Annotated in this window: 19 protein-coding genes and 1 pseudogene; 8 read left to right on the forward strand and 12 right to left on the reverse strand. The window is 75.3% G+C overall.

The genetic code is table 11. The annotated features are described in order from the left end of the window. Positions 1-2: 2 nt before the first annotated feature. The 6 genes and pseudogenes from ABGB16_RS20125 to ABGB16_RS20150 all read right to left on the reverse strand — a co-directional run bounded on the left by ABGB16_RS20125 (position 3) and on the right by ABGB16_RS20150 (position 4,680). Positions 3-758 carry a GvpL/GvpF family gas vesicle protein gene (locus tag ABGB16_RS20125; protein ID WP_347669635.1) on the reverse strand — a complete coding sequence of 252 codons (756 nt, stop codon included), beginning with the start codon at positions 756-758 and terminating at the stop codon, positions 3-5. A 229-nt stretch (positions 759-987) separates the two neighbouring features. Further along, positions 988-1,200 (reverse strand): annotated as a pseudogene (gene gvpJ, locus ABGB16_RS20130) (gas vesicle protein GvpJ); the annotation flags it as partial. Continuing rightward, positions 1,197-2,402 carry an SRPBCC family protein gene (locus ABGB16_RS20135; protein ID WP_347669636.1) on the reverse strand — a complete coding sequence of 402 codons (1,206 nt, stop codon included), beginning with the start codon at positions 2,400-2,402 and terminating at the stop codon, positions 1,197-1,199. The gene ABGB16_RS20135 and the pseudogene gvpJ, both read right to left, overlap by 4 nt. Positions 2,403-2,404: 2 nt before the next feature. Continuing rightward, positions 2,405-2,821: a hypothetical protein gene (locus tag ABGB16_RS20140; RefSeq protein ID WP_347669637.1), complete on the reverse strand. Its 417-nt coding sequence runs from the start codon at positions 2,819-2,821 to the stop codon at positions 2,405-2,407. A gap of 291 nt (positions 2,822-3,112) precedes the next feature. After that, positions 3,113-3,622: a GNAT family N-acetyltransferase gene (locus tag ABGB16_RS20145; RefSeq protein WP_347669638.1), complete on the reverse strand. Its 510-nt coding sequence runs from the start codon at positions 3,620-3,622 to the stop codon at positions 3,113-3,115. A gap of 104 nt (positions 3,623-3,726) precedes the next feature. Further along, positions 3,727-4,680: a hypothetical protein gene (locus ABGB16_RS20150; protein ID WP_347669639.1), complete on the reverse strand. Its 954-nt coding sequence runs from the start codon at positions 4,678-4,680 to the stop codon at positions 3,727-3,729. 222 nt (positions 4,681-4,902) lie between these two features. Between ABGB16_RS20150 and ABGB16_RS20155 the strand changes: the two genes are divergently transcribed. Continuing rightward, positions 4,903-5,118: a hypothetical protein gene (locus tag ABGB16_RS20155; RefSeq protein WP_347669640.1), complete on the forward strand. Its 216-nt coding sequence runs from the start codon at positions 4,903-4,905 to the stop codon at positions 5,116-5,118. Between the two features lie 55 nt (positions 5,119-5,173). On the opposite strand, the gene ABGB16_RS20160 is transcribed toward ABGB16_RS20155, so the two are convergent. The 4 genes from ABGB16_RS20160 to ABGB16_RS20175 form a co-directional block, all read right to left on the reverse strand. Next, complete coding sequence (locus ABGB16_RS20160) at positions 5,174-5,620, reverse strand: DUF3263 domain-containing protein (protein ID WP_347669641.1); 447 nt, start codon at positions 5,618-5,620, stop codon at positions 5,174-5,176. Positions 5,621-5,929: 309 nt separating this feature from the next. Then, positions 5,930-6,946 (reverse strand): ABC transporter permease subunit, encoded by a 1,017-nt coding sequence (locus ABGB16_RS20165; protein ID WP_347669642.1) that lies wholly within the window; start codon positions 6,944-6,946, stop codon positions 5,930-5,932. Beyond that, entirely contained in the window at positions 6,943-7,866 is a 924-nt protein-coding gene (locus tag ABGB16_RS20170; RefSeq protein WP_347669666.1) for an ATP-binding cassette domain-containing protein, read from the reverse strand. The genes ABGB16_RS20165 and ABGB16_RS20170 overlap by 4 nt, the downstream gene beginning before the upstream one ends. Positions 7,867-8,120: 254 nt before the next feature. After that, the gene (locus tag ABGB16_RS20175) at positions 8,121-8,906 is read right to left on the reverse strand and encodes a DeoR/GlpR family DNA-binding transcription regulator (protein ID WP_347669667.1); all 786 of its coding nucleotides are present in this window, start codon (positions 8,904-8,906) and stop codon (positions 8,121-8,123) included. Between the two features lie 199 nt (positions 8,907-9,105). Between ABGB16_RS20175 and ABGB16_RS20180 the strand changes: the two genes are divergently transcribed. The 3 genes from ABGB16_RS20180 to nagA are packed head-to-tail and all read left to right on the forward strand — an operon-like array spanning position 9,106 to position 12,123. Further along, positions 9,106-10,035, forward strand: a complete 930-nt coding sequence (locus ABGB16_RS20180) for a sugar isomerase (protein ID WP_347669643.1) — start codon at positions 9,106-9,108, stop codon at positions 10,033-10,035. Further along, a complete protein-coding gene (locus ABGB16_RS20185) occupies positions 10,032-10,955 on the forward strand; it encodes an ROK family protein (RefSeq protein WP_347669644.1) in 924 nt (307 codons plus the stop codon). Before ABGB16_RS20180 ends, ABGB16_RS20185 begins: the two co-directional genes overlap by 4 nt. A gap of 58 nt (positions 10,956-11,013) precedes the next feature. After that, a complete protein-coding gene (gene nagA, locus ABGB16_RS20190) occupies positions 11,014-12,123 on the forward strand; it encodes an N-acetylglucosamine-6-phosphate deacetylase (RefSeq protein ID WP_347669645.1) in 1,110 nt (369 codons plus the stop codon). A gap of 328 nt (positions 12,124-12,451) precedes the next feature. Here the strand turns inward: nagA and ABGB16_RS20195 are convergent, their stop codons facing one another. Continuing rightward, the gene (locus ABGB16_RS20195) at positions 12,452-13,651 is read right to left on the reverse strand and encodes a DUF4032 domain-containing protein (protein ID WP_347669646.1); all 1,200 of its coding nucleotides are present in this window, start codon (positions 13,649-13,651) and stop codon (positions 12,452-12,454) included. Positions 13,652-13,740: 89 nt separating this feature from the next. Here ABGB16_RS20195 and ABGB16_RS20200 point away from each other — a divergent pair, with 89 nt between their 5' ends. Both ABGB16_RS20200 and ABGB16_RS20205 read left to right on the forward strand, forming a co-directional pair. Next, positions 13,741-14,502, forward strand: a complete 762-nt coding sequence (locus tag ABGB16_RS20200) for a phosphatase PAP2 family protein (protein WP_347669647.1) — start codon at positions 13,741-13,743, stop codon at positions 14,500-14,502. A 10-nt stretch (positions 14,503-14,512) separates the two neighbouring features. Beyond that, positions 14,513-15,754, forward strand: coding sequence for an APC family permease (locus ABGB16_RS20205; RefSeq protein ID WP_347669648.1), 1,242 nt, complete (start codon positions 14,513-14,515; stop codon positions 15,752-15,754). 51 nt (positions 15,755-15,805) lie between these two features. Here the strand turns inward: ABGB16_RS20205 and ABGB16_RS20210 are convergent, their stop codons facing one another. Next, positions 15,806-17,596 (reverse strand): NAD-binding protein, encoded by a 1,791-nt coding sequence (locus ABGB16_RS20210; protein WP_347669649.1) that lies wholly within the window; start codon positions 17,594-17,596, stop codon positions 15,806-15,808. Positions 17,597-17,680: 84 nt separating this feature from the next. Here ABGB16_RS20210 and ABGB16_RS20215 point away from each other — a divergent pair, with 84 nt between their 5' ends. Continuing rightward, positions 17,681-18,160, forward strand: a complete 480-nt coding sequence (locus ABGB16_RS20215) for an MSMEG_6728 family protein (protein WP_347669650.1) — start codon at positions 17,681-17,683, stop codon at positions 18,158-18,160. A gap of 4 nt (positions 18,161-18,164) precedes the next feature. Then, positions 18,165-19,694: an FAD-dependent oxidoreductase gene (locus ABGB16_RS20220; protein ID WP_347669651.1), complete on the forward strand. Its 1,530-nt coding sequence runs from the start codon at positions 18,165-18,167 to the stop codon at positions 19,692-19,694. Positions 19,695-19,836 lie beyond the last annotated feature (142 nt).

The raw sequence follows: 19,836 nt of genomic DNA on the forward strand, positions 1-19,836 counted from the left end.
CCTCAGCCCACCAGCTGGTGCGCGTCGACGAAGTCGTACGGGGCGTGCGGGCCGAGCAGGCGCAGCCGGACCAGGTTCCCCCGCTGCCCGGCGTACCGCTCCAGGGCGTCGACGAAGTCGTCCGCCCGGTCGGCGTCCACCAGGAACGCGAGGTGCACCGCGTCCAGCTCGCTGCTCGGGGCCCGGGCGACGCTGTCCACCACCAGCCCCGCCACGGCGTCCAGCACCTGCCGGTTCTCCGCCTCGCGGCGCAGCTCCACCGCCTGGCTGATCATCTCGCCCAGCCGGATGCGCTCGGGCCGGGTGGCCTCCTCCGGCTGCCCGCGTACCTGCCGGGCCAGGTCGGCGGCGGACGGGTCGTCCGCCAGCACGTCGCCGATCAGCTCCCGCTCCTCGTAGCGGCCGTGCACGACGTACTCCACCCGGTTCTCCAGCTCGTCCAGGGCGGCGGCGAACCGCTCGTGGTGGGCCTGGAGCAGGTCGGCCACCGCGTCCGGCCCGGTGACCACCGTGCCGAAACGCACCGGCAGCACCGGGGCCACCGCCGCCGTCCCGTCCAGCAGTTCCTGGTACGCGGTCAGGTCCGCCGGCCGGCCCAGCGGTTCCTCCAGCCCCACCTCGCTGACCAGCGCGGCCAACTCGCCGTGCCGGATCGCCCTGACCTCGCCCGGCGGGTCGCCGACCCCGGGCGCGTCCGGGGTCGGCTCCACGTCGGACGGCACGATGCCGTAGACGAACAGCCCGGTCTCCTGCCCCATCTCAACGCTCCTCGTCCCGGCGCCGGCGCGTCCGCTCGCGCCCGCCGCCCTCACGTCGGCCCTCCTCGTCCGGGCCGTGCCCGCCGACGACGTCGCGGACCGCGTCGCCGATCGCCCCGACGGTCTTGCCGATCCCGGCGGCCGCCTTGGCCCTGCCGGCCGACTCGGTGGCGCCCTGGACGAGGTCCGGCAGCCCCTTCTGGTCCTTCGGGATGATGTCGAGCCGGTCGACCGCCTCGGCGAACCGCAGGTACGTGTCGACGCCGGCGATCACCACCCGCGCGTTGATCTCCAACAACTGGATGCCGACCACGGCCACCGACACCTGCGCGTCGATCACTACGCCCTTGTCGAGCACGGTCTCCACCACGTCGGCCAGGCTGGTGCCGGAGCCCTGACGCTCCAGGGCTCCCCCGGCCTCACCGGTCGTCGCGACGGTCATTCCTCACGCTCCTCTCGCCTGCGCCGGACGACGGGCCGCCGGGGTGGCTCGGGGGACCGGCGGACCGCCGGGCGGGGGCGCTCCGCCTCCTCGCGCGGCTGGGGACGGCGGGCCCGATCCGGTTGCCGCCGGCGCGGCGGCGGGGGCTCCTCCTCCGGTTCCTCCTCGTAGCGGCCCTCGTCGTAGGCGTCGTACTCGTCGTCGTACTCGTCGTACTCCTCCTCCGGAGGGCGGCGCTCGGGCGGACGACGGCGGGCGCGCCCGGCGGGCCGCCGCCGTTCGCGCTCCTCCTCCGGCTCCTCCTCGGGCCGGCCCCGCGCCCCCGCGGGCTGCCGGCCCTCCGGCTCCTCCTGCCGCTGCTCCCGCTCCTCGCGCAGGGCGGTCTCGTGGTCGCGCACCACCCGCGAGTCCGCGATCTCGCCGCGCCAGCCCTCGACCGCGTCCGGGTCGAGGACCGTGCTGGTCATCACGTGCCGCACGAAGTGCTTCAGCTCCAGCCGCACCCGGCGGCCCTGGGCGCGCCACAGGTTGCCGGTGTGCTCGAAGAGGCCCTGCGGGTGGTACTCCAGGACGACGAGGATGCGGGTCAGGTCCGGGGCCAGCGCGTGGAAGCTGACGGTGCCGTCCACCGAGCCCTTCTCGCCCTTGGACCGCCAGTGGATCAGCCGGTCCGGGATCTGCCGGACGATCGTCGACTCCCAGCTCCGGTGCGACCAGAACACCTGGGCCTTCCAGGTCAGCTTCTCGTCGCTCGCGGCGTCGACGGACCCGACCTTCTTCATGAAGCTCGGGAAGTCGCCGAACTGCGTCCACTGGTTGTACGCGACCCGGACCGGCACGCCGACCTCGACCGACTCGACGATGTTGGTGACCTTGAGCTTCTTCTTCCCGTCCCGGCCGCCCCTGCCACCGCCGAGAGCCGACATCAGCTTCTCCTTACCGCCGGCCAGGCCGGCATGGAACATGGCCCGCGTCGGGGAGTCGCCCTCGGCCAGCCGCTGCACGCCGGTCGCGGCCGCGATCAGGCCCGGGCCGCCGCCCTGCCGGGCGTACTCGCTGAGCCGCCCGGTCGCGCCGGTCACCTTCTCGGTCACCACGGACGCGGCGCGCTCGCCGATCGCGGAGGCCAGGTTGCGCAGCTCGCCGCCGAGCCGGTCGCGGGCCTGGTCGACGAGGCCGCCGGGCTTGCGGTTCTCGGCCACGGTCAGCGCCTCCGTCGGGCGGAGGCGGGCTCCGCGGTCTCCGCGCCCGACTCCGACCGGTCCGCCGGCTCGTCGTCCCGGTCGGCCGCGTCCCGCTGACCGCCGCCCGCCGACCTGCGCCGCAGGGCGTCGGCGCCGCTGCGCAGGGTCCCGCTCACGGCCTCGATGCCGCTGTTGGCGGCGCTCGTGGCGGCGGCCCGGCCAGCCGAGGCGAGCGGACCGCCGAGGCGGCTGAGATTGCTCAACTGCGGGGAGGACTCGATCAGTTCCTGGCCGTAGCGCAGCAGTCCGCCCGGGTTCCGGCTGGCCCGCCCGATCGCCACGGCGGCGGCGAGGGTGAGCACCCTGCCCAATTTTCTCCGGCGGCCGAGGAGATATCCGAAACCCACCGCGAGTCCGATCCGAACCTCGCTCCTCATCCGTTTCTCCTTAGCTCCCCGGCCCCGGGACGCCATTTTCGGCAATGGCCGGAAGAGCTACCGGGGATTCAGCTCTGCGACGGCCCCCACCTGGGCGTCACGCTTCAGCGGACCCGGCCGGCAGTACCCCGACCCATATTCGCGAAACATCCCTGCTCGGCGGGCACGGGAAACCGGGGAGAGGCATCCGGAAACCGGGGCGGATAGGTCACGCCGTGCGGCAAACCGGACGCCGAGCCCAGAGGGAACAGCAAGGCAGGAAAACCGCCATACGGTTTTGGGCGGGGTGCGTCAGAGGGCCGGCGGAATTGCGTCGAGGCAGATTTCCGCGCGTACCGCCTCGCCGTCCTCGTGCAATTTCGCGCCGCACTTCCGCAGTACCGAAACCGCGCCGGCGTTGTCCCGGGTGGTGCTCGCCACGACCGTACGCATCCCGGCCGCCGCCGCCTGGTTCAGCAGTTCACGCAGGGCCGCCCCGCCGATTCCCTGACCCCGGGCGGACCGGCCCAGCCAGATGCCGGTCTCCACCGTCCCGGGCTCGGCGCAGCGGGTCATCCGGATCATCCCCAGCACCTCGCCGCCGACGACGATCGCGTACATCCGGGTACGGGTCGGGCCGTCGAAGCCCGCGAACGCGTTGCGGTAGTAGTCCCGGAACGCCTCCCGGCGCGCGTGCGACCAGCCCGCCGGCGCCTCCACCGGGGGCATCACGTCGTCCGGCTCGGCCTCGGCGACGGCAACCGAGAGCAACGGCTCCAGATTCCGCTCGTCCACCGGCTCCAGCCGTACCGCACCTGCCACGTGCCGCAGTCTGCCGCCCGTATCCGCCCGAGTCCACCCCTTCCGCCCCGCGCCACCGGTCCGGCGCCCGGTTCGGGCCGGTCGGACCGGGTGGGTGTTCCGCCTCACGCCGGCTCGAACTCGCACAGGACGACGGAGGCGTCGTCCGTGGCCTTCTGCCGGCGCAGCAGGTCGGGCCGGTCGCGTTCGGCCGCGCGGACCAGGCCGATCAGCGCCTCCGGCCCCTCGGCGGTCACCAGGTCCAGCAGGCCGGCCCAGTCCAGGAGCCCGAACTGCTCCACCGCGCAGGAGGCGCCGTCGGTGAGCAGGGCGGCCCGGCGCAGTCCGGCCGGGCCGCGCAGCGGCACGGTCCCGGTGACCGCGTGGTACGCGGCGTCGGGGTCGGCCGCGGCGACCCAGTAGCCGTGCGTGCGGTTCATCCGCTCCCGCTGCACCGCGACGGACCGCCGGAAGCGGGTCGCCGGGTCGGTGTCGCCGGCCGGCATGGTCGCGGCCATCCGGCGCAGGTCCGCCATCGCGGTCTCCAGCCGGTCGTCGGAGACCACGTCGACCCGGCCGCCGACGTCGAGCACCAGCGGGCTGTCGCAGAGCACCAGCCAGTCCACCTCGTCGCCGCTCTCGCGCAGGAGGCAGACGGTGGCCGAGGGCGTACCGGGGTGGTCGAGGTCGCACCCTCCGCCGTGGTCGGCCCGGACCGCGAGGATCGCCGCCGCGAGACTGCTCATCAGGGTGGCCGCCGGGCGGGCGGCCACGGCCAGCCCGATCCGGGCGGCGAGGTGCCGGACGTACCAGCCGGGCCCGTGCACGCAGCCGGTGTCGAAGCCCTCCGGCACCGTCGCCCCGTCCAGCACCCCGACCACCGGCCCGTGCCGGAGGACCAGGTCCTCGTTCACCGCGCGCCCGGGGGCGGGCGCGGACGCCGACCGTACCCGCATCAGCGGCCCCGCCGTCCCGGCCCGGGTGCCGGGCGCGGCCGCCGCCTCCGCCGCCGCCGGCCCGCGCGCCGCCCGGCCCGCCCGGGCACCCCCCGGCGGTACGCCCCCCTGTGCTGCCGCCATGCTCCGCTCCCTCCGTCGCGGGCCGGCTACCCCGCCGCGCCGGGGACATGCCCGGCCGGGGGTGCGGCCGACGTCCTTCGCCGCGACCCGGCAGTACGCCCGAGCCGTGGGCGGTAGCGTCGGGGGCGGTGGCTCCCGGACCGGGCCGGCGCCGCGGCGCACGCGCTCGCCGGGCCGGGACGGTCGGAGCCGGGAGCCGTTCTACGGCGACAGGGGGATCGCATGTTGGCACGGTTGCACCAGTCGGGCGTCAAGGCGGAGCACGCGTACCTGGCCGGGTTCATCAGTATCGGTCTGGCCTTCAGCAGTTGGTTCCTCTCCACCCACCTGGAGCGCGCGGGCGTGGCCCGGGCGGACCGGTGGGGCATCTTCATCGGGGAGTGGGCTCCGACGTTCTTCGCCATCGGCAACGGCCTGCGCAGTTACGAAACGCGTTGACCGGCGATGGGACGACGGCGCCGCGTCGGCGCGGCGACGGCCATCCGGCAGGGGCTCAGCGGCGCCGGTTGCGTGCCCGGGAGGCACGCAGCCGGCGTAGCCGCGCGACCAGCACCGGCTCGGCGGCCAGCGCGGCCGGATTGTCCAGCAGCGCGTTGAGCAGTTGGTAGTAGCGCGTCGCGGAGAGCTCGAAGGTGTCCCGGATCGCCTGCTCCTTGGCGCCGGCGTGCCGCCACCACCGCCGTTCGAAGGCGAGGATCTTCCGCTCCCGCTCGGTCAGGTCGTCCGTGCCGCCGGTCGGCGCGCGCTCCGCGCCCGGCCCGTCCCCGCTCGGGGCCTCCCGGCCGGGAGTGGACGGCCGGGTCGACGCCTCGGGGGCGGAGCGGGGCGGGGGGACGGTGGGGCCGCCGCCCTCGCGGACGCCCCCGGCGCCCTCGGGTCCGCCGGGGCCGGACGGCTCGGGCCGGTCGGTGGCGGCCGGGGAGACGTCGGCAGGCGGCATGGCGCTCCTCACGCGGGCGTGCGAAGGGCCGGCGGGGACGCGCCGACCGGGGGGAACCCCAGCCTAACCAGGGCCGACCAGGACCGCATCGGACGCGCGGTCCGTCGCACGCGACGGCGGGCCGCCACCGGCGCCCGACGGCGGGCCAGTACCGGCGCGCGACGGCGGGCCAGTACCGGCGCGCGACGGCGGGCCGCCGTCGGCGCCCCACGGCGGTCCGCCACCGGCGGCCGCCGGGCGGCGGACGCGGAACGGCCCCGCCCCCGCCCCGACGGCGAACCGGGCGGGCGGGAGCGGGGCCGGGCGGCGTCAGGCGATGTCGCGCCGGCGCATGGCCACCAGTGCCGCGCCGAGGGCCAGCACGAGGCCCACCGCGAACAGGACCGAGGAGTGCTGCCAGGTCAGCTCCAGGGTCTCCGGCTTGCACTCACCTGTGTACGAGACGGCGCAGGACCGCCAGTTCTCCAGGGTCACCTTCTTGTCCATCCAGGCCAGCATGTACGTCGGCAGCAGCCACGCCTCGACGAAGCGCGCCCCGGCCATCGCCAGCACGATGCCGAGCCCGAACTGACCGACCACGACGACCCCGATCGCCCCGCCGAGGGCCATCGCGGTGTGCCGGCCGAGCGAGGCCAGCGCGAACCCGACCGTCGCGGCGACCACGATCAGCGTCAGCCCGCGCAGCCCGGTCAGCGCGAACGACTGCCACACCCCGGAGGTCGTCTTCGCGGTGGTGCCGCGCAGCGTCCCGACGAGCCAGAACCCGGCCGTCCACAGGGCGGCGGCGGGCAGGGTGACGGCGAGCGCGCCGGTCAGCAGCGCCGATAGCTTGGTCAGCAGCACCCTGAGCCGTTGCGGCCGCCAGAGCAGCAGGTTCATCATCCCGCCGGAGCTCCACTCGGCGCCGACGAAGGAAGCGCCGACCACGAACCCGACCAGGGCCAGGATCGCGGTGAACGTGGTGAGGGTGCTGCCGAAGCTCGCGCGGAAGTCGAAGGTGGACGGCAGGAACCACTGCGGGTCGGCGCTCTCCGGGGGCGGCGGCTCGATCATCTCGCAGTCCGGCGGGAACCGACCGTCCTGCGCCTGCCCGGACGCCCTGGCCTGCTCGCAGGCCGTCCGCTCCTGCTCCACCTGGCGCACCTGCAGCTGGTACTGCCGCTCGGCCTTGCGCTGCGCCTCGGCCCGCTCGGCCGGGCCGATCTTGTGGTTGGTGAGGAAGATCCCGACCAGCACCGCCCCGAGCACCAGCAGACCGGCCAGCGTCATCCAGCGGGCGAAGCGCCGCTTGCCCAGCCGGCGCAGCTCCGTGCGATAGAGGCTCACACGCCCCACCCTCCTCCGGCGACGTTGGGCTGGCCCCCGTCGCCCACCTTCGTGGACTGGTCGACCTGGCGGTGCTGTCCCGGCACCGGGGCGGTGGCGGTCAGCTCCAGGAAGACGCTCTCCAGGTCGACCGTGACCGGCGCCAGTTCGCTGACGTACAGGCCGTTCTCGGCGAGGAGCCGGCTCACGGCGGCCGGCTTGTCGACGCCGGCGAGCATGAGGTGGTCGGGCCGGGCGGTCACCTGGACGCCGGCCCGGGTCAGCGCGTCGGCCGCGGCGGGCAGGTCGGCGACCGCCTCCAGGCGGACCCGTACGGCGCCCCGGGAGTGCGCGGCGAGCACCTGCTCGACCGGGCCGAAGGCGACCCGTCGGCCGAGCGAGATGATGGTGACCGAGTCGCAGATCAGCTGGATCTCGCCGAGGATGTGGCTGGAGAGCACGACGGTCATCCCCGACGCGGCCAGGTCGCGCATCAGGGTGCGCATCTCCCGGATGCCGCCCGGGTCCAGGCCGTTGGCCGGCTCGTCGAGGATGAGCAGCTTCGGCTCCTTGAGCAGGGCCGAGGCGACGGCGAGGCGCTGCTTCATGCCGAGCGAGTACGTCTTGACCCGCTCCGCGGCCCGGTCCCGCAGGCCGACCAGTTCCAGCACCTCCTCGACCCGGGTCCGCGGCACCTCGCCCGCCCCGGCGAGCAGCGAGAGGGTGTCCCGCGCCGAGAAGTGGGGGAAGAACTGGGGGCTCTCCACGATCGCGCCCACCCGGCCGACCACGGCGGGCAGGGCGTCCGGCACCTCCTGCCCGAGGATCGCCATCCGGCCGCCGTTGGGCCGGATCAGGCCGAGCAGCGTACGCAGGGTGGTGGTCTTGCCCGAGCCGTTGGGCCCGAGGAAGCCGTGCACCTGCCCCTGCTCCACCAGCATGTCGAAGCCGTCGAGGGCGTGCCGTACGCCCCGGCGGCGGCTCTTGTATGTCTTGCGTAGACCTTCTATCTCCAGGACAGCCGGCAAAGCTGTACCTCCCCCGATGAGTGTCGGTGACGAAGCACACCATACGCGGTATACATCTGCTCGCAATACGCGGTATGCACAACGGCGCCTCACCGCCTCACCGGTGCGGCGGTGAGAGGGGTTCCCTTCTCTACCGCAGGCGTTAAGAAGGGGCCCTTCCTTACACCTCAGGCGCAGACGACGTGGACGCCCGCCGCCCGGAACGCGGCGACGACCTCCGGCGCGGCGCCCGAGTCGGTCACCAGGGTCTCCACCCGGTCGACGGGGCAGATCCGGGCGAACGCGTGACCGCCCAGCTTGGACGAGTCGGCGATGACCACCACCCGCTTCGCCCGGGCCACCATGAGGCTGTTCATCGCCGCCTCGCCCTCGTGATGCGCGGCGGCGCCGAGCTGCGGGTCGATGGCGTCCACGCCGAGCAGGGCCACGTCCAGGGTGACCTCGCGCAGCAGCGCCCCGCCCAGCGGGCCGACCAGCTCGAACGACTTCGGCCGGACCACGCCGCCGGCCACCACCACCTTCATCCGGGACCGGACCAGCAGCTCGTTGGCGATGTTCAGCGCGTTGGTGACCACGGTGAGCTGGGCGCCCTCGGCGCTGGTGTTCAGGTCGGGCCGGACGGCCAGGGCCCGGGCGACCTCCGTGCTGGTGGTGCCGCCGTTGAGGCCCACCACGGTGCCCGGGGAGACCAGCGCGGCGGCGGCGGCGCCGATCCGCTGCTTCTCGGCTGAGTGCTTGGCCGTCTTGTAGCGCAGCGGCAGGTCGTACGACACGCCGTTGGCGACCGCCCCGCCCCGGGTACGGGTGATCATCTGCTGCTGGGCGAGCTGGTCGAAGTCGCGCCGGATGGTGGCCTGCGAGACGTCCAGCCGCTCGGCGGCCTCCTCGACGGTCACCCGTCCGCTGTCGGTCAGCATCTCCAGCAGGGCGTTCCATCGGGCGTACCGGTCCACCGCGGGGGCCTCCACTGACTCTGCACGAAGGGTGATTGATTGCGTGCACAGTAGTGCGCGAAACTACGAAGGCGCAAAACTCCGGCCTGCGCGATCCGGGAGCCTGTTGCCAGAGCCACCTGGATTCGCGCAGAATGACGCGCGAAAGACGGCCCTAACGCGCCGTATCGCGCAGGACCGCCCCTGGCGAGGAGTTCTCATGGCGTTCGTCCACGCGGAGATCGCGAGTCAACCCGACTGTTGGCGGGAGGCGGCGCTGCTGGCCCCCACGGTCGCCGAGCACCTGCCGCGCCCCGGCGAGCGGGTCGCCGTCGTCGGTTGCGGCACGTCGTGGTTCATGGCGACGGCGTACGCCGGGCTGCGCGAGGCCGCCGGGCAGGGCGAGACCGACGCCTTCCAGGCGTCCGAGTTCCCGCCCGGCCGCCACTACGATCGGCTGGTCGCGATCACCCGCTCGGGCACCACCACCGAGGTGCTGGAGCTGCTCGCCGCGCTGCGCGGCCAACTCCCCACGACGGTGCTCGTCGGCGACCCGGGCTCCCCCGCCGTCGAGCTGGCGGCCGCCGCGGTCACCATGCCGTTCGCCGACGAGCGCGCGGTCGTGCAGACCCGGTTCGCCACCACCGCGCTGGCCCTGCTCCGCGCCCACCTCGGCGACAACCTCGTCGCGCTCTCCGCCGACGCCGAGGTCGCCGTCCGGGCGCCGCTGCCGATCGACCCGGCCCGGATCGAGCAGGTCACCTTCCTCGGCCGGGGCTGGACCGTCGGGCTGGCCCAGGAGGCCGCGCTGAAGTGCCGCGAGGCCGCCACCTTCTGGGCCGAGGCGTACCCGGCGATGGACTACCGGCACGGCCCCATCTCCGTGGCCGCCCCGGGCCGGCTGGTCTGGGCGTTCGGCGGGATCCCCGACGGGCTGCCCGAGGACGTCGCCGCCACCGGCGCCGCCTTCGTGCACAGCCGCACCCACGGCTGCCGCACGGTGCTGACGAGCTGGGCGGCGGGGCGTACGCCCCTGGACCCGATGGCCGACCTGATCCTGGCCCAGCGCTTCGCCGTCCAGTTGGCCACCAGCCGCGGCCTCGACCCGGACGCCCCACGCCACCTGGCCCGGTCCGTGGTACTGGCGTGAGCTCAGGGGACGTCGTCGTCGCGCTGGACGTGGGCGGCACGGGGATGAAGTGCGCCCTGGTCCGCCCCGACGGCGACATCGTGCACGCCGAGCGGCACCCGACCGACGCCGGCCGCGGCCCGGACGCCGTGGTCAGGAGCATCCTGGAGGTCGCCGAGGGGCTGGCCGGCAAGGCGCGGGCCGACGGGCTCGACCCGGTCGCGCTCGGGATCGCGGTGCCGGGCGTCGTCGACGAGGTTCGCGGGGTGGCCGTGTGGTCGGCGAACGTGGGCTTCCGGAACGTACCGCTGCGGGACCTGGCGGTGGCGCGGCTCGGGCTGCCGACGGCGCTCGGCCACGACGTGCGCGCCGGCGGCCTGGCCGAGGCGCGGCTCGGCGCGGGCCAGGGCAGCGGGCAGTTGCTCTTCGTCGCGATCGGCACCGGGATCGCCGCCGCGCACGTGGTCGGCGGGGTGGCCGCCGTCGGCGCGCACGGCGCCGCCGGGGAGTTCGGCCACATCCTGGTACGCCCCTGCGGTCCGCGCTGCGGCTGCGGGCGGCCCGGCTGCCTGGAGGCGGTGGCTTCGGCGGCCGCCATCGCCCGCCGGTACGCGGAGCTGGCCGACTCGCCGGCCTCGGCCGCCGACGTGGCGCGTCGGGCCGCCACCGGGGAGCCCACCGCCGTCCGCGTGTGGCGGGAGGCCGTCGAGGCGCTGGCGGACGGGCTGGCCACCGCGCAGGCCCTCTTCGACGTGGAACGCGTCGTCATCGGGGGCGGCCTGGCCCAGGCCGGCCCCCACCTGTTCGACCCGCTGCGGGCGGCGCTGCGCGAGCGGATGACGTTCCACCGGGAGCCGGTCCTGGTCGCGGCGGCCCTCGGCGACCAGGCCGGCTGCCTCGGCGCCGCGCTGCTCGCCCTGGACGCCCGGCCCCACCCCTGACCGACCGGCCCGGGCCGATCCCCCGCCCCCGACCGACCTCGACACTCTGGAGACGTTGATGACCCTGCGGGTGAGCGGCAAGGTGGTGACCCCGACCGGCGTGCTCCGGCAGGGCTGCGTGGAGTTGCAGGACGACCGGATCACCGCGGTCGCGGAGTACCCGGCGGCGCGCGACGGCCACTGGATCGTGCCCGGTTTCGTGGACATGCACACCCACGGCGGCGGCGGGCACACCTTCACCACGGGCGACGCCGACTCCGCCCGCACGGCGGCGGCGTTCCACCTGCGGCACGGCACCACCACGCTGCTGGCCAGCCTGGTCAGCTCGCCGTTCGAGCTGATGCGCGACGCCACGGCGGCGTTCCGGCCGCTGGTCGCCGAGGGACTGCTGGCCGGCGTCCACTTCGAGGGGCCGTACCTGTCCGCCGCCCGCTGCGGGGCACAGAACCCGGAGTTCCTGCGCGACCCGTCCACCGAGGAACTGGCCGCGCTGATCGAGCTGGGCGAGGGCGCGGTCCGGATGGTCACCCTGGCCCCCGAGCGGGACGGCGCGCTGGAGGCGATCAAGCTCCTCACCGCCCACCGCGTGGTCGCCGCCGTCGGGCACACCGACGCCACGTACGACCAGACCCGCGCCGCGGTGGCCGCCGGCGCGAGCGTCGGCACCCACCTGTTCAACGGCATGCGCCCGGTGCACCACCGCGAGCCCGGGCCGGTGGTCGCCCTGCTGGACGCCCCGAACGTGGTGTGCGAACTGGTGGCGGACGGGGTGCACCTGCACGACGGGATGCTCGCCTTCGCCACCTCGACGGCCGGGCCGGAGCGGGCAGCCCTGATCACCGACGCGATGGCCGCGGCCGGGATGCCCGACGGCGAGTACGAGCTGGGCGGCCAGGCCGTCACCGTGGCCGACGGGGTGGCCCGCCTCGCCCGCGACGGCGCGATCGCCGGCAGCACGCTCACCATGGACGCGGCCCTCCGGCACGCCGTGCGGGCCGGCATCCCCATGGCCGACGCCTGCCGGATGGTGGCCACCACCCCGGCCCGGGCGATCGGCCTCGGCGACCGGGTCGGCGCGCTCCAGGCCGGGCTCCGCGCCGACCTGGTCGTGCTCGACGACGACCTGAACGTGGTCCGGGTGATGCGCGGCGGCGCCTGGGTGGAGTGACCGCTCCGACCGCAGCGGGCGACCGCGGGGCCTGATCGCCGAGCCGCGCCGATGCGTCGGCGTCATCAGCTCCACAGGGGGGATACGGTGCGGTAGCCGGCGCCTTTGGAGCTGCCCCACCCGTGCGCCCGCCCCGGCCCTCCCGGCCCCGCCCCCGGCCCCCGGCCCCCGGCCCCCGGCCCCCGGCGCCCGGCCCAGGCTCGGGCACGAGCACGAGCCTCGGCCTCGGCCTCGGGCACTGGGCCCCGGCACTGGGCGCGGCGTGCCCCGTTCGTGCGGGCAGCTCCACAGGCGCCCCGACCGGCACCCGATCTCACCGGCCGGCGGGCTACACCTCGACGCCGAGGACGGCCTGCTCGTCCGGACGGTGCACCAGCACGTCGGACAGGTACGACTGCACCGCCGGGGCCATGCCGACGTCCCGGCCGGCCTTCTCCGACAGCAGCCACTTGTGTTCGATGATCTGGATGAACAGCTCCTGCGGCTCCAGCTTGCGGCGCAGGTGTGCCGGCACCGCCCGGACCACCGGCTCGAAGACCTCGGTCAGCCAGCGGTGCGCCGCCTGCTGCTCGTCGCTCAGGTCGCTCTCGGCCCGGTAGGCGTCCAGGTCGTTGAGGAGCTTGCGGGCCTGGTTCTCCTCGGCGTCGAGGCCGGTGAGGCGGAGCAGCCGGCGGGTGTGGTAGCCGGCGTCGACCACCTTCGGCCGGACCAGGTACCGGCCGTCGGAGATCGTCGACATGGACACCTCGGCCACGTCGAAGCCCAACTCGTTGAGGCGGCGGATCCGGCGCTCGATGTCGTGCCGGGCGTCCCGCTCGACCTGCTGCTCGTACGTGACCTCGTGCCAGAGCCGCTCGTACCGCTGCACGACCTCCTCGCACACCATCTCCGGGTCGATCGACTCGTGCAGCAGACCGGCGGCCTCGAGGTCGAGCGCCTCGCCGAAGATGTTGACCCGGGCGATCTCCAGGTCCTCGCCCCGCTGACCGTTGGAGAGGGAGGCGCGCAGCGTGCCGGTCTCGGCGTCGACGAGGTACGCGGCGAACGCGCCGGCGTCCCGCCGGAACAGCGTGTTGGACAGCGAGCAGTCGCCCCAGAAGAAGCCGGTCAGGTGCATCCGGACGAGCAGCGCCGCCAGCGCGTCCAGCAGCCGGCCCATGGTCTCCGGGCGCAGCGTACGGGAGAACAGCGCCCGGTACGGCAGGGAGAACTGCAGGTGCCGGGTGATCAGCACCGGGTCGAGCGGCTCGCCGTCCTCGGCCTGCCGGTCGGCGACGATGGCCACCGCCTCCACCGCGGGGAAGTCGATCCGCTCCAGCGCACGGAGCAGGTCGTACTCCCGCTCGGCGACCCGCTCGCCGGTCTCCTTCACCGCGTACACGTAGCCGCCGAGGCGGACGAACCGGACGATGTGCCGGGAGATGCCCTGCGGCAACGCCACCAGGTGCTCGGCAGGCCACTCCTCCAGCGGGGTCGACCAGGGCAGGTCGAGGAGCGCCGGGTCCACGAGGGCAGAGGTGATCCGCACGCGACAAGCATGACCGCTGGTTCCGCTGAGCGCCTCCCATCGTGGCTCGCCCCACAGCCGGCCCCCGGGCGGGCCGGTAGCGTGGGCGCGTGCAGAAGAGCAGGACCGTACGGCTGCGGCCGGTGCGCCCGGCCGGCTGGTGGTTCGACGCGCTGCTGCTCGCCGCCCTGGCCGGGCTCACGGCCGCGCTCGCCGCCGACCGGCTCCTCGGCGTCGACCGGGCGGTGGCCGACTGGGCGGACGCACACCGGCCGGCGCCGGCCGAGTGGACGGCGGTGGTCCTCAACTACCTGGGCCAGGGCAGCCCCCTGACGTTGATCGCGCTGGGCGCGGGGGTGCTGCTGGCCGTCCGGGTGCGGTCGGTGCTGCCGGTGCTGCCGCCGGTGTGCGCGTTCGTGCTGAACTACCTGACCATCGGCCCGCTCAAGGTGTGGACCGCCCGGCCGGCGCCCAGCGCCAGCACCAAGGACCCCTTCCTGGCCCCCGAGCAGACCCTGCCGCTGTTCCAGCACGAACTGCCGCTGAAGTACGCGCAGTCGTACCCGTCGGGGCACGTCGCCAACGCGATCGTCTGGTACACGGTGATCGCGCTGCTGCTGGCCCCGCTGCTGCGCAGCTTCGGCCGGGCCGTGCCGCCCCGGCTGGTCACCGTGGTCCGGCTGGTCCCGCCGGTCGTCGTGCTCTGCACCACCACGTACCTGGGCTGGCACTGGCTCACCGACTCGGTGGCCGGGCTGCTGCTCGGCCTCCTGATCGGCCGGGTGTTGCGCCGGGTGCCCTGGGACGACCTGCCGCTGCCGGCACGGTTCGACAGCCCCGACCGTCCCGCGTTGTTCACCTCGACCCCCTAGGGTCCGGTCCGTGGAACGGTTGGCACGGCGGTTGGGCGTACCCGATGCGGTGGTCGTCGGTCTGGGGTCGATGCTCGGCGCGGGCGTCTTCGTGGTCTTCGCGCCGGCGGCCGCCGCGGCCGGCGGATCCGGGCTGCTCGTCGCGCTCGCCGTCGCCGGGTTCGTCGCCTTCTGCAACGCGACCAGCTCGGCCCGGCTGGCGGCCCGCTACCCCGAGTCCGGCGGCACGTACGTCTACGGCCGGGAACGGCTCGGCCCGTTCGCCGGCTTCCTCGCCGGCTGGGGGTTCGTGGTCGGCAAGACCGCGAGCTGCGCGGCGATGGCGCTGACGATCGGGGCGTACCTCTGGCCGGGGCGGGCCCGGCTCGTCGCGGTGGTCGCGGTGATCGCCGTGACCGCGGTGAACCTGCGCGGCATCGGCAAGACCGCGACGGCCACCAAGGTCCTGGTCGGCGTGGTGCTGGCCGTGCTCGCCCTGGTCGCGGCCACCGGGATCGTCGGCGGCGGGTTCGCCCCGACCCGGCTCGGCAGCCCCGGTGGCGGGGCGCACGGCGTGCTCGCCGCCGCCGGGCTGCTGTTCTTCGCGTTCGCCGGGTACGCCCGGATCGCCACCCTCGGCGAGGAGGTACGCGACCCGGAGCGCACCATCCCCCGCGCGGTGCCGCTGGCCCTCGGCGTCGTGCTCGCGATCTACCTGGTGCTGGCGGTGGTCGCGCTCGGCGTGCTCGGGGCCGACCGGCTGGCCGGGTCGGCCGCGCCGCTGGCCGACGTGGTGACCGCCTCCGGGCTGCCCGGCCTGGCCTGGGTGGTCCGCGCCGGGGCGACCGTCGCGGTGACCGGGGTGCTGCTCTCCCTGCTCGCCGGGGTCGGCCGGACGCTGCTGGCGATGGCCCGCCGCCGGGACGTGCCGCACGCGCTGGCCGCCGTCGACGCCGTCCACCGGGTGCCGCGCCGGGCGGAGCTGGCGGTGGCCGCGGTGGTGACGCTGGTGGTCGCCGCCGGCGACGTACGCGGGGCGATCGGCTTCTCCAGCTGCACGGTGCTGGTCTACTACGCGATCACCAACGCGGCGGCGCTCACCCTGGGCCGGGACCCGGACCGGAAGCTGCCCGTGCGGCTGCTCGCCGCGCTGGGGCTGGTCGGCTGCGTGACGCTCGCGGTCAGCCTGCCGGCGGCCAGCGTCCTCGCCGGCCTCGGCGTGCTCGCCCTCGGCGCCGCCTGGTACGCGCTGCGTCGCCGCCTCGGCCGCTGACCGGGTGGTGCCGCCGCCCCGGGCCGCCGGCGCCGTCCGGCCGCCCGCTGACTAATCGCCCGCCCGGGGCAGGGGCGCGCCCGGGGCCTCGGGCTGATGGGGCGCCGGGGGCGGGGTGGTCTGGCGCAGTAGCGCGGTCAGCCCGGCCCGGCGGGCCAGCACGGTCAGCCGGTCCCCCGCGGTGATCACCAGGCGCGGGTCGGCGGACCAGTCCGCCTTCTGCCCGGGGCGGGCGTGCGCGAGCAGGCGCACCTCGCCGGGGTGGGCCACGCTGGCGAGCGGGCGGCCGTCCAGCGGCGACCCGGCGGCCACCGGCACCTCCGTGACCAGCAGCGCGTGCCGGCCCACCGGGATCGTGGCGATCACGGCCCGGTCCAGCAGCGCGGCGGCGAACGAGGGCGCGGCCAGGTACGACACGCTGCGCGAGATGCCGATGCCGAACGCCTTCTGGACGCGCTCGGCGAAGTCACCGTCGAACAGGCGCAGCACCACCCGCAGGTCCGGGTCGAACCCCCGGGCGTTCAGCGCCGCGCGGAGGTTGACCCCGTCGTCGGTGGAGACCACGACCAGGGCCTGACACGTCGCGACGGAGGCGGACCGCAGGGTCTCCTCCAGCGCCGCGTCGCCGACCACCAGCGGCACGCCGAGCCGGTGCGCCAGCGAGGCGCCGCGGGCCTCCGGGTTCTTGTCGATGGCCACCACCTCGACGCCGAAGTCGTGCAGCTGGGCCATCACCCGGGTGCCGATGTTGCCGAGGCCGACCACCACGATGTGCCCGGACCGGTGCGGCTGGAGCCAACCGGTGTGCAGGGCCAGCCGGGCGTTGACGATGCCGTCGACCACCGCGGCGGTGATCAGCGGGATCAGGGCCAGCCCGGCCAGGTTGAGCACCACCTGCATGACCTGCGCGGCGACCGGCTTGTCGACGTTCGGGTCCTCGCCGGTGAGCGTGGTGACCAGGGTGAGGTAGAGCGCGTCGGCCCAGCCGACCCGCGCGGCCCGGGCGTTGAGCCAGCCCAGCACGGCGATGACCCCGAGCAGCACGAGCACGGCGATCCCGATCTTACGGGTCGCGAAGCTGCGGACCGCCCGCAGCAGCACGGCGACCGGCCGGCGGCGGCGCCGGGCCCGGGCGAGCCGGCGGGCCGCCAGCTCGGTGCCGGGCGGCTGACCGGTCGCCTCGGCGAGCACCACGTCGGCGCTCGCCTCGTCGGCGGGCAGCACCCGGGCGCGGGCCGGGTCGCTGGTGTCGGCCACCCCGCACACCACGTCCTGCGGGCGTACGTCGGCGCGGCGGGCCACGTACAGGGTGCGCCCGCCGTGCCGGAAGTGGGTCGGGGCGACCTCGCCGAGCGCGGCGGCCACGAACGCGGGGGCGGCCATCGACGCGTCGGAGAGCACCGCCGAGTCGGGGAAGAGCTGCCGCACCCCGTTGGCCAGGCTGGTGTTGAACATCCGTACCACCAGGCGCAGCCGGGGCTCGACCTCCTGGGCGCACAGCGCGGCGTGCATGTTGCCCACGTCGTCCTGGTGCAGCAGGGCCAGCCCGTCGGCGCCGGCCAGCCCGGCCCGCCGGAACGTCGCCTCGTCGAGCCGGTCGGCGCGGACGACCTGGATGCCGTCGACGTCCCGGCCGTCCGGGCCGTCGGAGCGGCGGCGCTCCGGCACCACCAGCGTGATCCGTACGCGGCCAAACTCCAGCTCGGTGGCGAGCAGCGCCCGCACCACCCAGTACGCCAGCGGATCCGAGCCGCAGACGACGTAGTGGGGCCGGTGCTCCCCGTTCATCCGTAGCCGCCAACCCGTCGCGCGGCGCGCGCGGTCCCGCAGCGGCTCCCCCATGACCGAATCGTAGTCAGCGGGCGGAATCCGGCGCAGCCCCGTGATCACGAACGCGCGGGGCACGCCGGCGGGTAGAACGGTGGCATGCAGACGTTCCTGCCGTACCCGGACTTCCTGGCGAGCGCCCGGACGCTGGACCAGAAGCGGCTCGGCAAGCAGCGGGTGGAGACGATCCAGGTGCTGCGCGGGCTGACCTGGCCGACGTACGGCTGGCGCAACCACCCGGCGGTGAAGATGTGGGCCGGGTACGAGGAGGCGCTGGTCCGGTACGGCCTGGACGTCTGCGCGGTCTGGTGCGAGCCCGGCCGGGCCGACACCTGCGCGGCCACGCTGGCCACCGACCTCGCCGCCGCCTGCGGGTTCGGCAGGGTACGCATCCAGCCGGAGCTGGCCGAGGCCGGCGAGCTGCCGCCCTGGCTGGGTCGGGAGGATCTGCACCGCAGCCACCGTTCCTCGCTGCTGCGCAAGGACCCCGAGCACTACCGGCCCCTGTTCGGCGACGTCCCGCCCGACCTGGAGTACGTCTGGCCGCCCTCGGACCGTCCCCGCCGCTGCGCGGCCTGAGCGGATGGACGTGTCGCGGCTGGTCGGACGCCTCCTCGGCGTACGGGAGCACGTGGTGGACCCGGGCGGCGGTGGTGCGCCCCGCGTGCCGGAACCGGTCGCGGCCCTGGTCGTCGGCGGCGGGATCGCCGGCATGTCGGCCGCCGTGGTGCTCGCCGAGCGCGGGGTGGGCGTGACGGTGCTGGAGGCGGCCCCGACGCTCGGCGGCCGGCTGGGCGCATGGCCGGAGACGCTGGCCGACGGCACACCGCAGACGGTCGAGCACGGCTTCCACGCGTTCTTCCGGCAGTACTACAACTGGCGCTCGATCCTGCGCCGGGTCGACCCGTCGCTGGGCTTCCTCCGGCCGGTCCCCGGCTACCCCGTCCTGTCGGCGCGGTGGCCCGCCGAGGAGTTCGGCCGGCTGCCGCCGGCCCCGCCGGCGAACCTGCTCGCCCTGCTGCTGGGCAGCCCCAGCGTGCGCCTGGCCGACCTGCGCGCGATGGACCGGGACGCCGCGCTGTCGCTGCTCGCCTACGACCCGGTACGCACGTACGCGGAGCTGGACACCAGCACCGCGGAGGAGCTGCTCGACTCCTTGCGGCTGCCGGATCGGGCCCGCGCGATGCTCTTCGAGGTCTTCGCGCACTCGTTCTTCAACCGCGAGGCGGAGATGTCGGCCGCCGAGCTGGTCGCCCAGTTCCACTTCTATCTGCTCGGCAACCCGGAGGGGCTGGCCTTCGACTGCCCGGACGAGGACTACGCGAGCGCGATCTGGCGGCCGCTGGCCCGGTACGTGGAGGGGTGCGGTGGGCGGGTGGTCACCGGGGCCGCCGCCGGCCGGGTGGACCCGGGCCCGGACGGCTGGCGGGTGACCACGGCCGACGGCGCCGCGTACGCGGCCGGGCACCTGGTGCTCGCCGTCGACCCGCCCGCGCTGGCGGCGCTCGTCGCGAACTCCCCCGGCCTCGCCCGGGCGGCACCGGGGCTGGCGGCGCGGATGCCGTCGTTCGGCGCGCCCGGCCCGCCGTACGCGGTGGCGCGGTACTGGTGCGACGGGGACGTCGGCCCCGGCCGGGCGGTGTTCAGCGGGGTGTCCCGGCAGCCGACGCTGGACTCGGTGACCCTCTACCACCGGCTGGAGCGCGAGCCTCGCCGCTGGGCGGAGCGCGTCGGCGGCTCCGTGGTCGAGCTGCACGCGTACGCCTGTGATCCGGGCGTGCCGGCCGAGGAGCTGGCGCGGCGGATGTGGCGCGAGCTGGCCGCGCTCTGGCCGGAGGCGGCCCGGCTGCGGGTCCGGGAGCTGCGGGCCCGGGTGGCCGCCCAGGCCCCGGCGTTCACCCCGGGCAGCCACGCCGGGCGACCGGCGGTACGCACCGACGCCGCCGGGCTGTACCTGGCCGGCGACGGCATCCGGACGGACTTCCCGAGCGCGCTGATGGAGCGGGCGGCGGCCACCGGGATCGTCGCCGCGAACCACATCCTGCGGGCCGCGGGCGCGGCGGCCGAGCCGGTCCGCTCGATCCGCCCCCGCGGCCTGCTCGCCCGGCGCTGACCCGGCGCGCGTCGGCGGATCGAAATGCGTTGCCCGCCGCGCGCCCGCCGACCTACCGTGATCGCGCAAGGTCAACCAGTACGCCGGGAGCAGGTCATGCCGTTGTCGCACGTCACCAGCGTGTCGTCGAGGCTACCCGTCG

It is taken from the genome of Micromonospora sp. B11E3, assembly GCF_039871625.1.
Lineage (GTDB): Bacteria > Actinomycetota > Actinomycetes > Mycobacteriales > Micromonosporaceae > Micromonospora.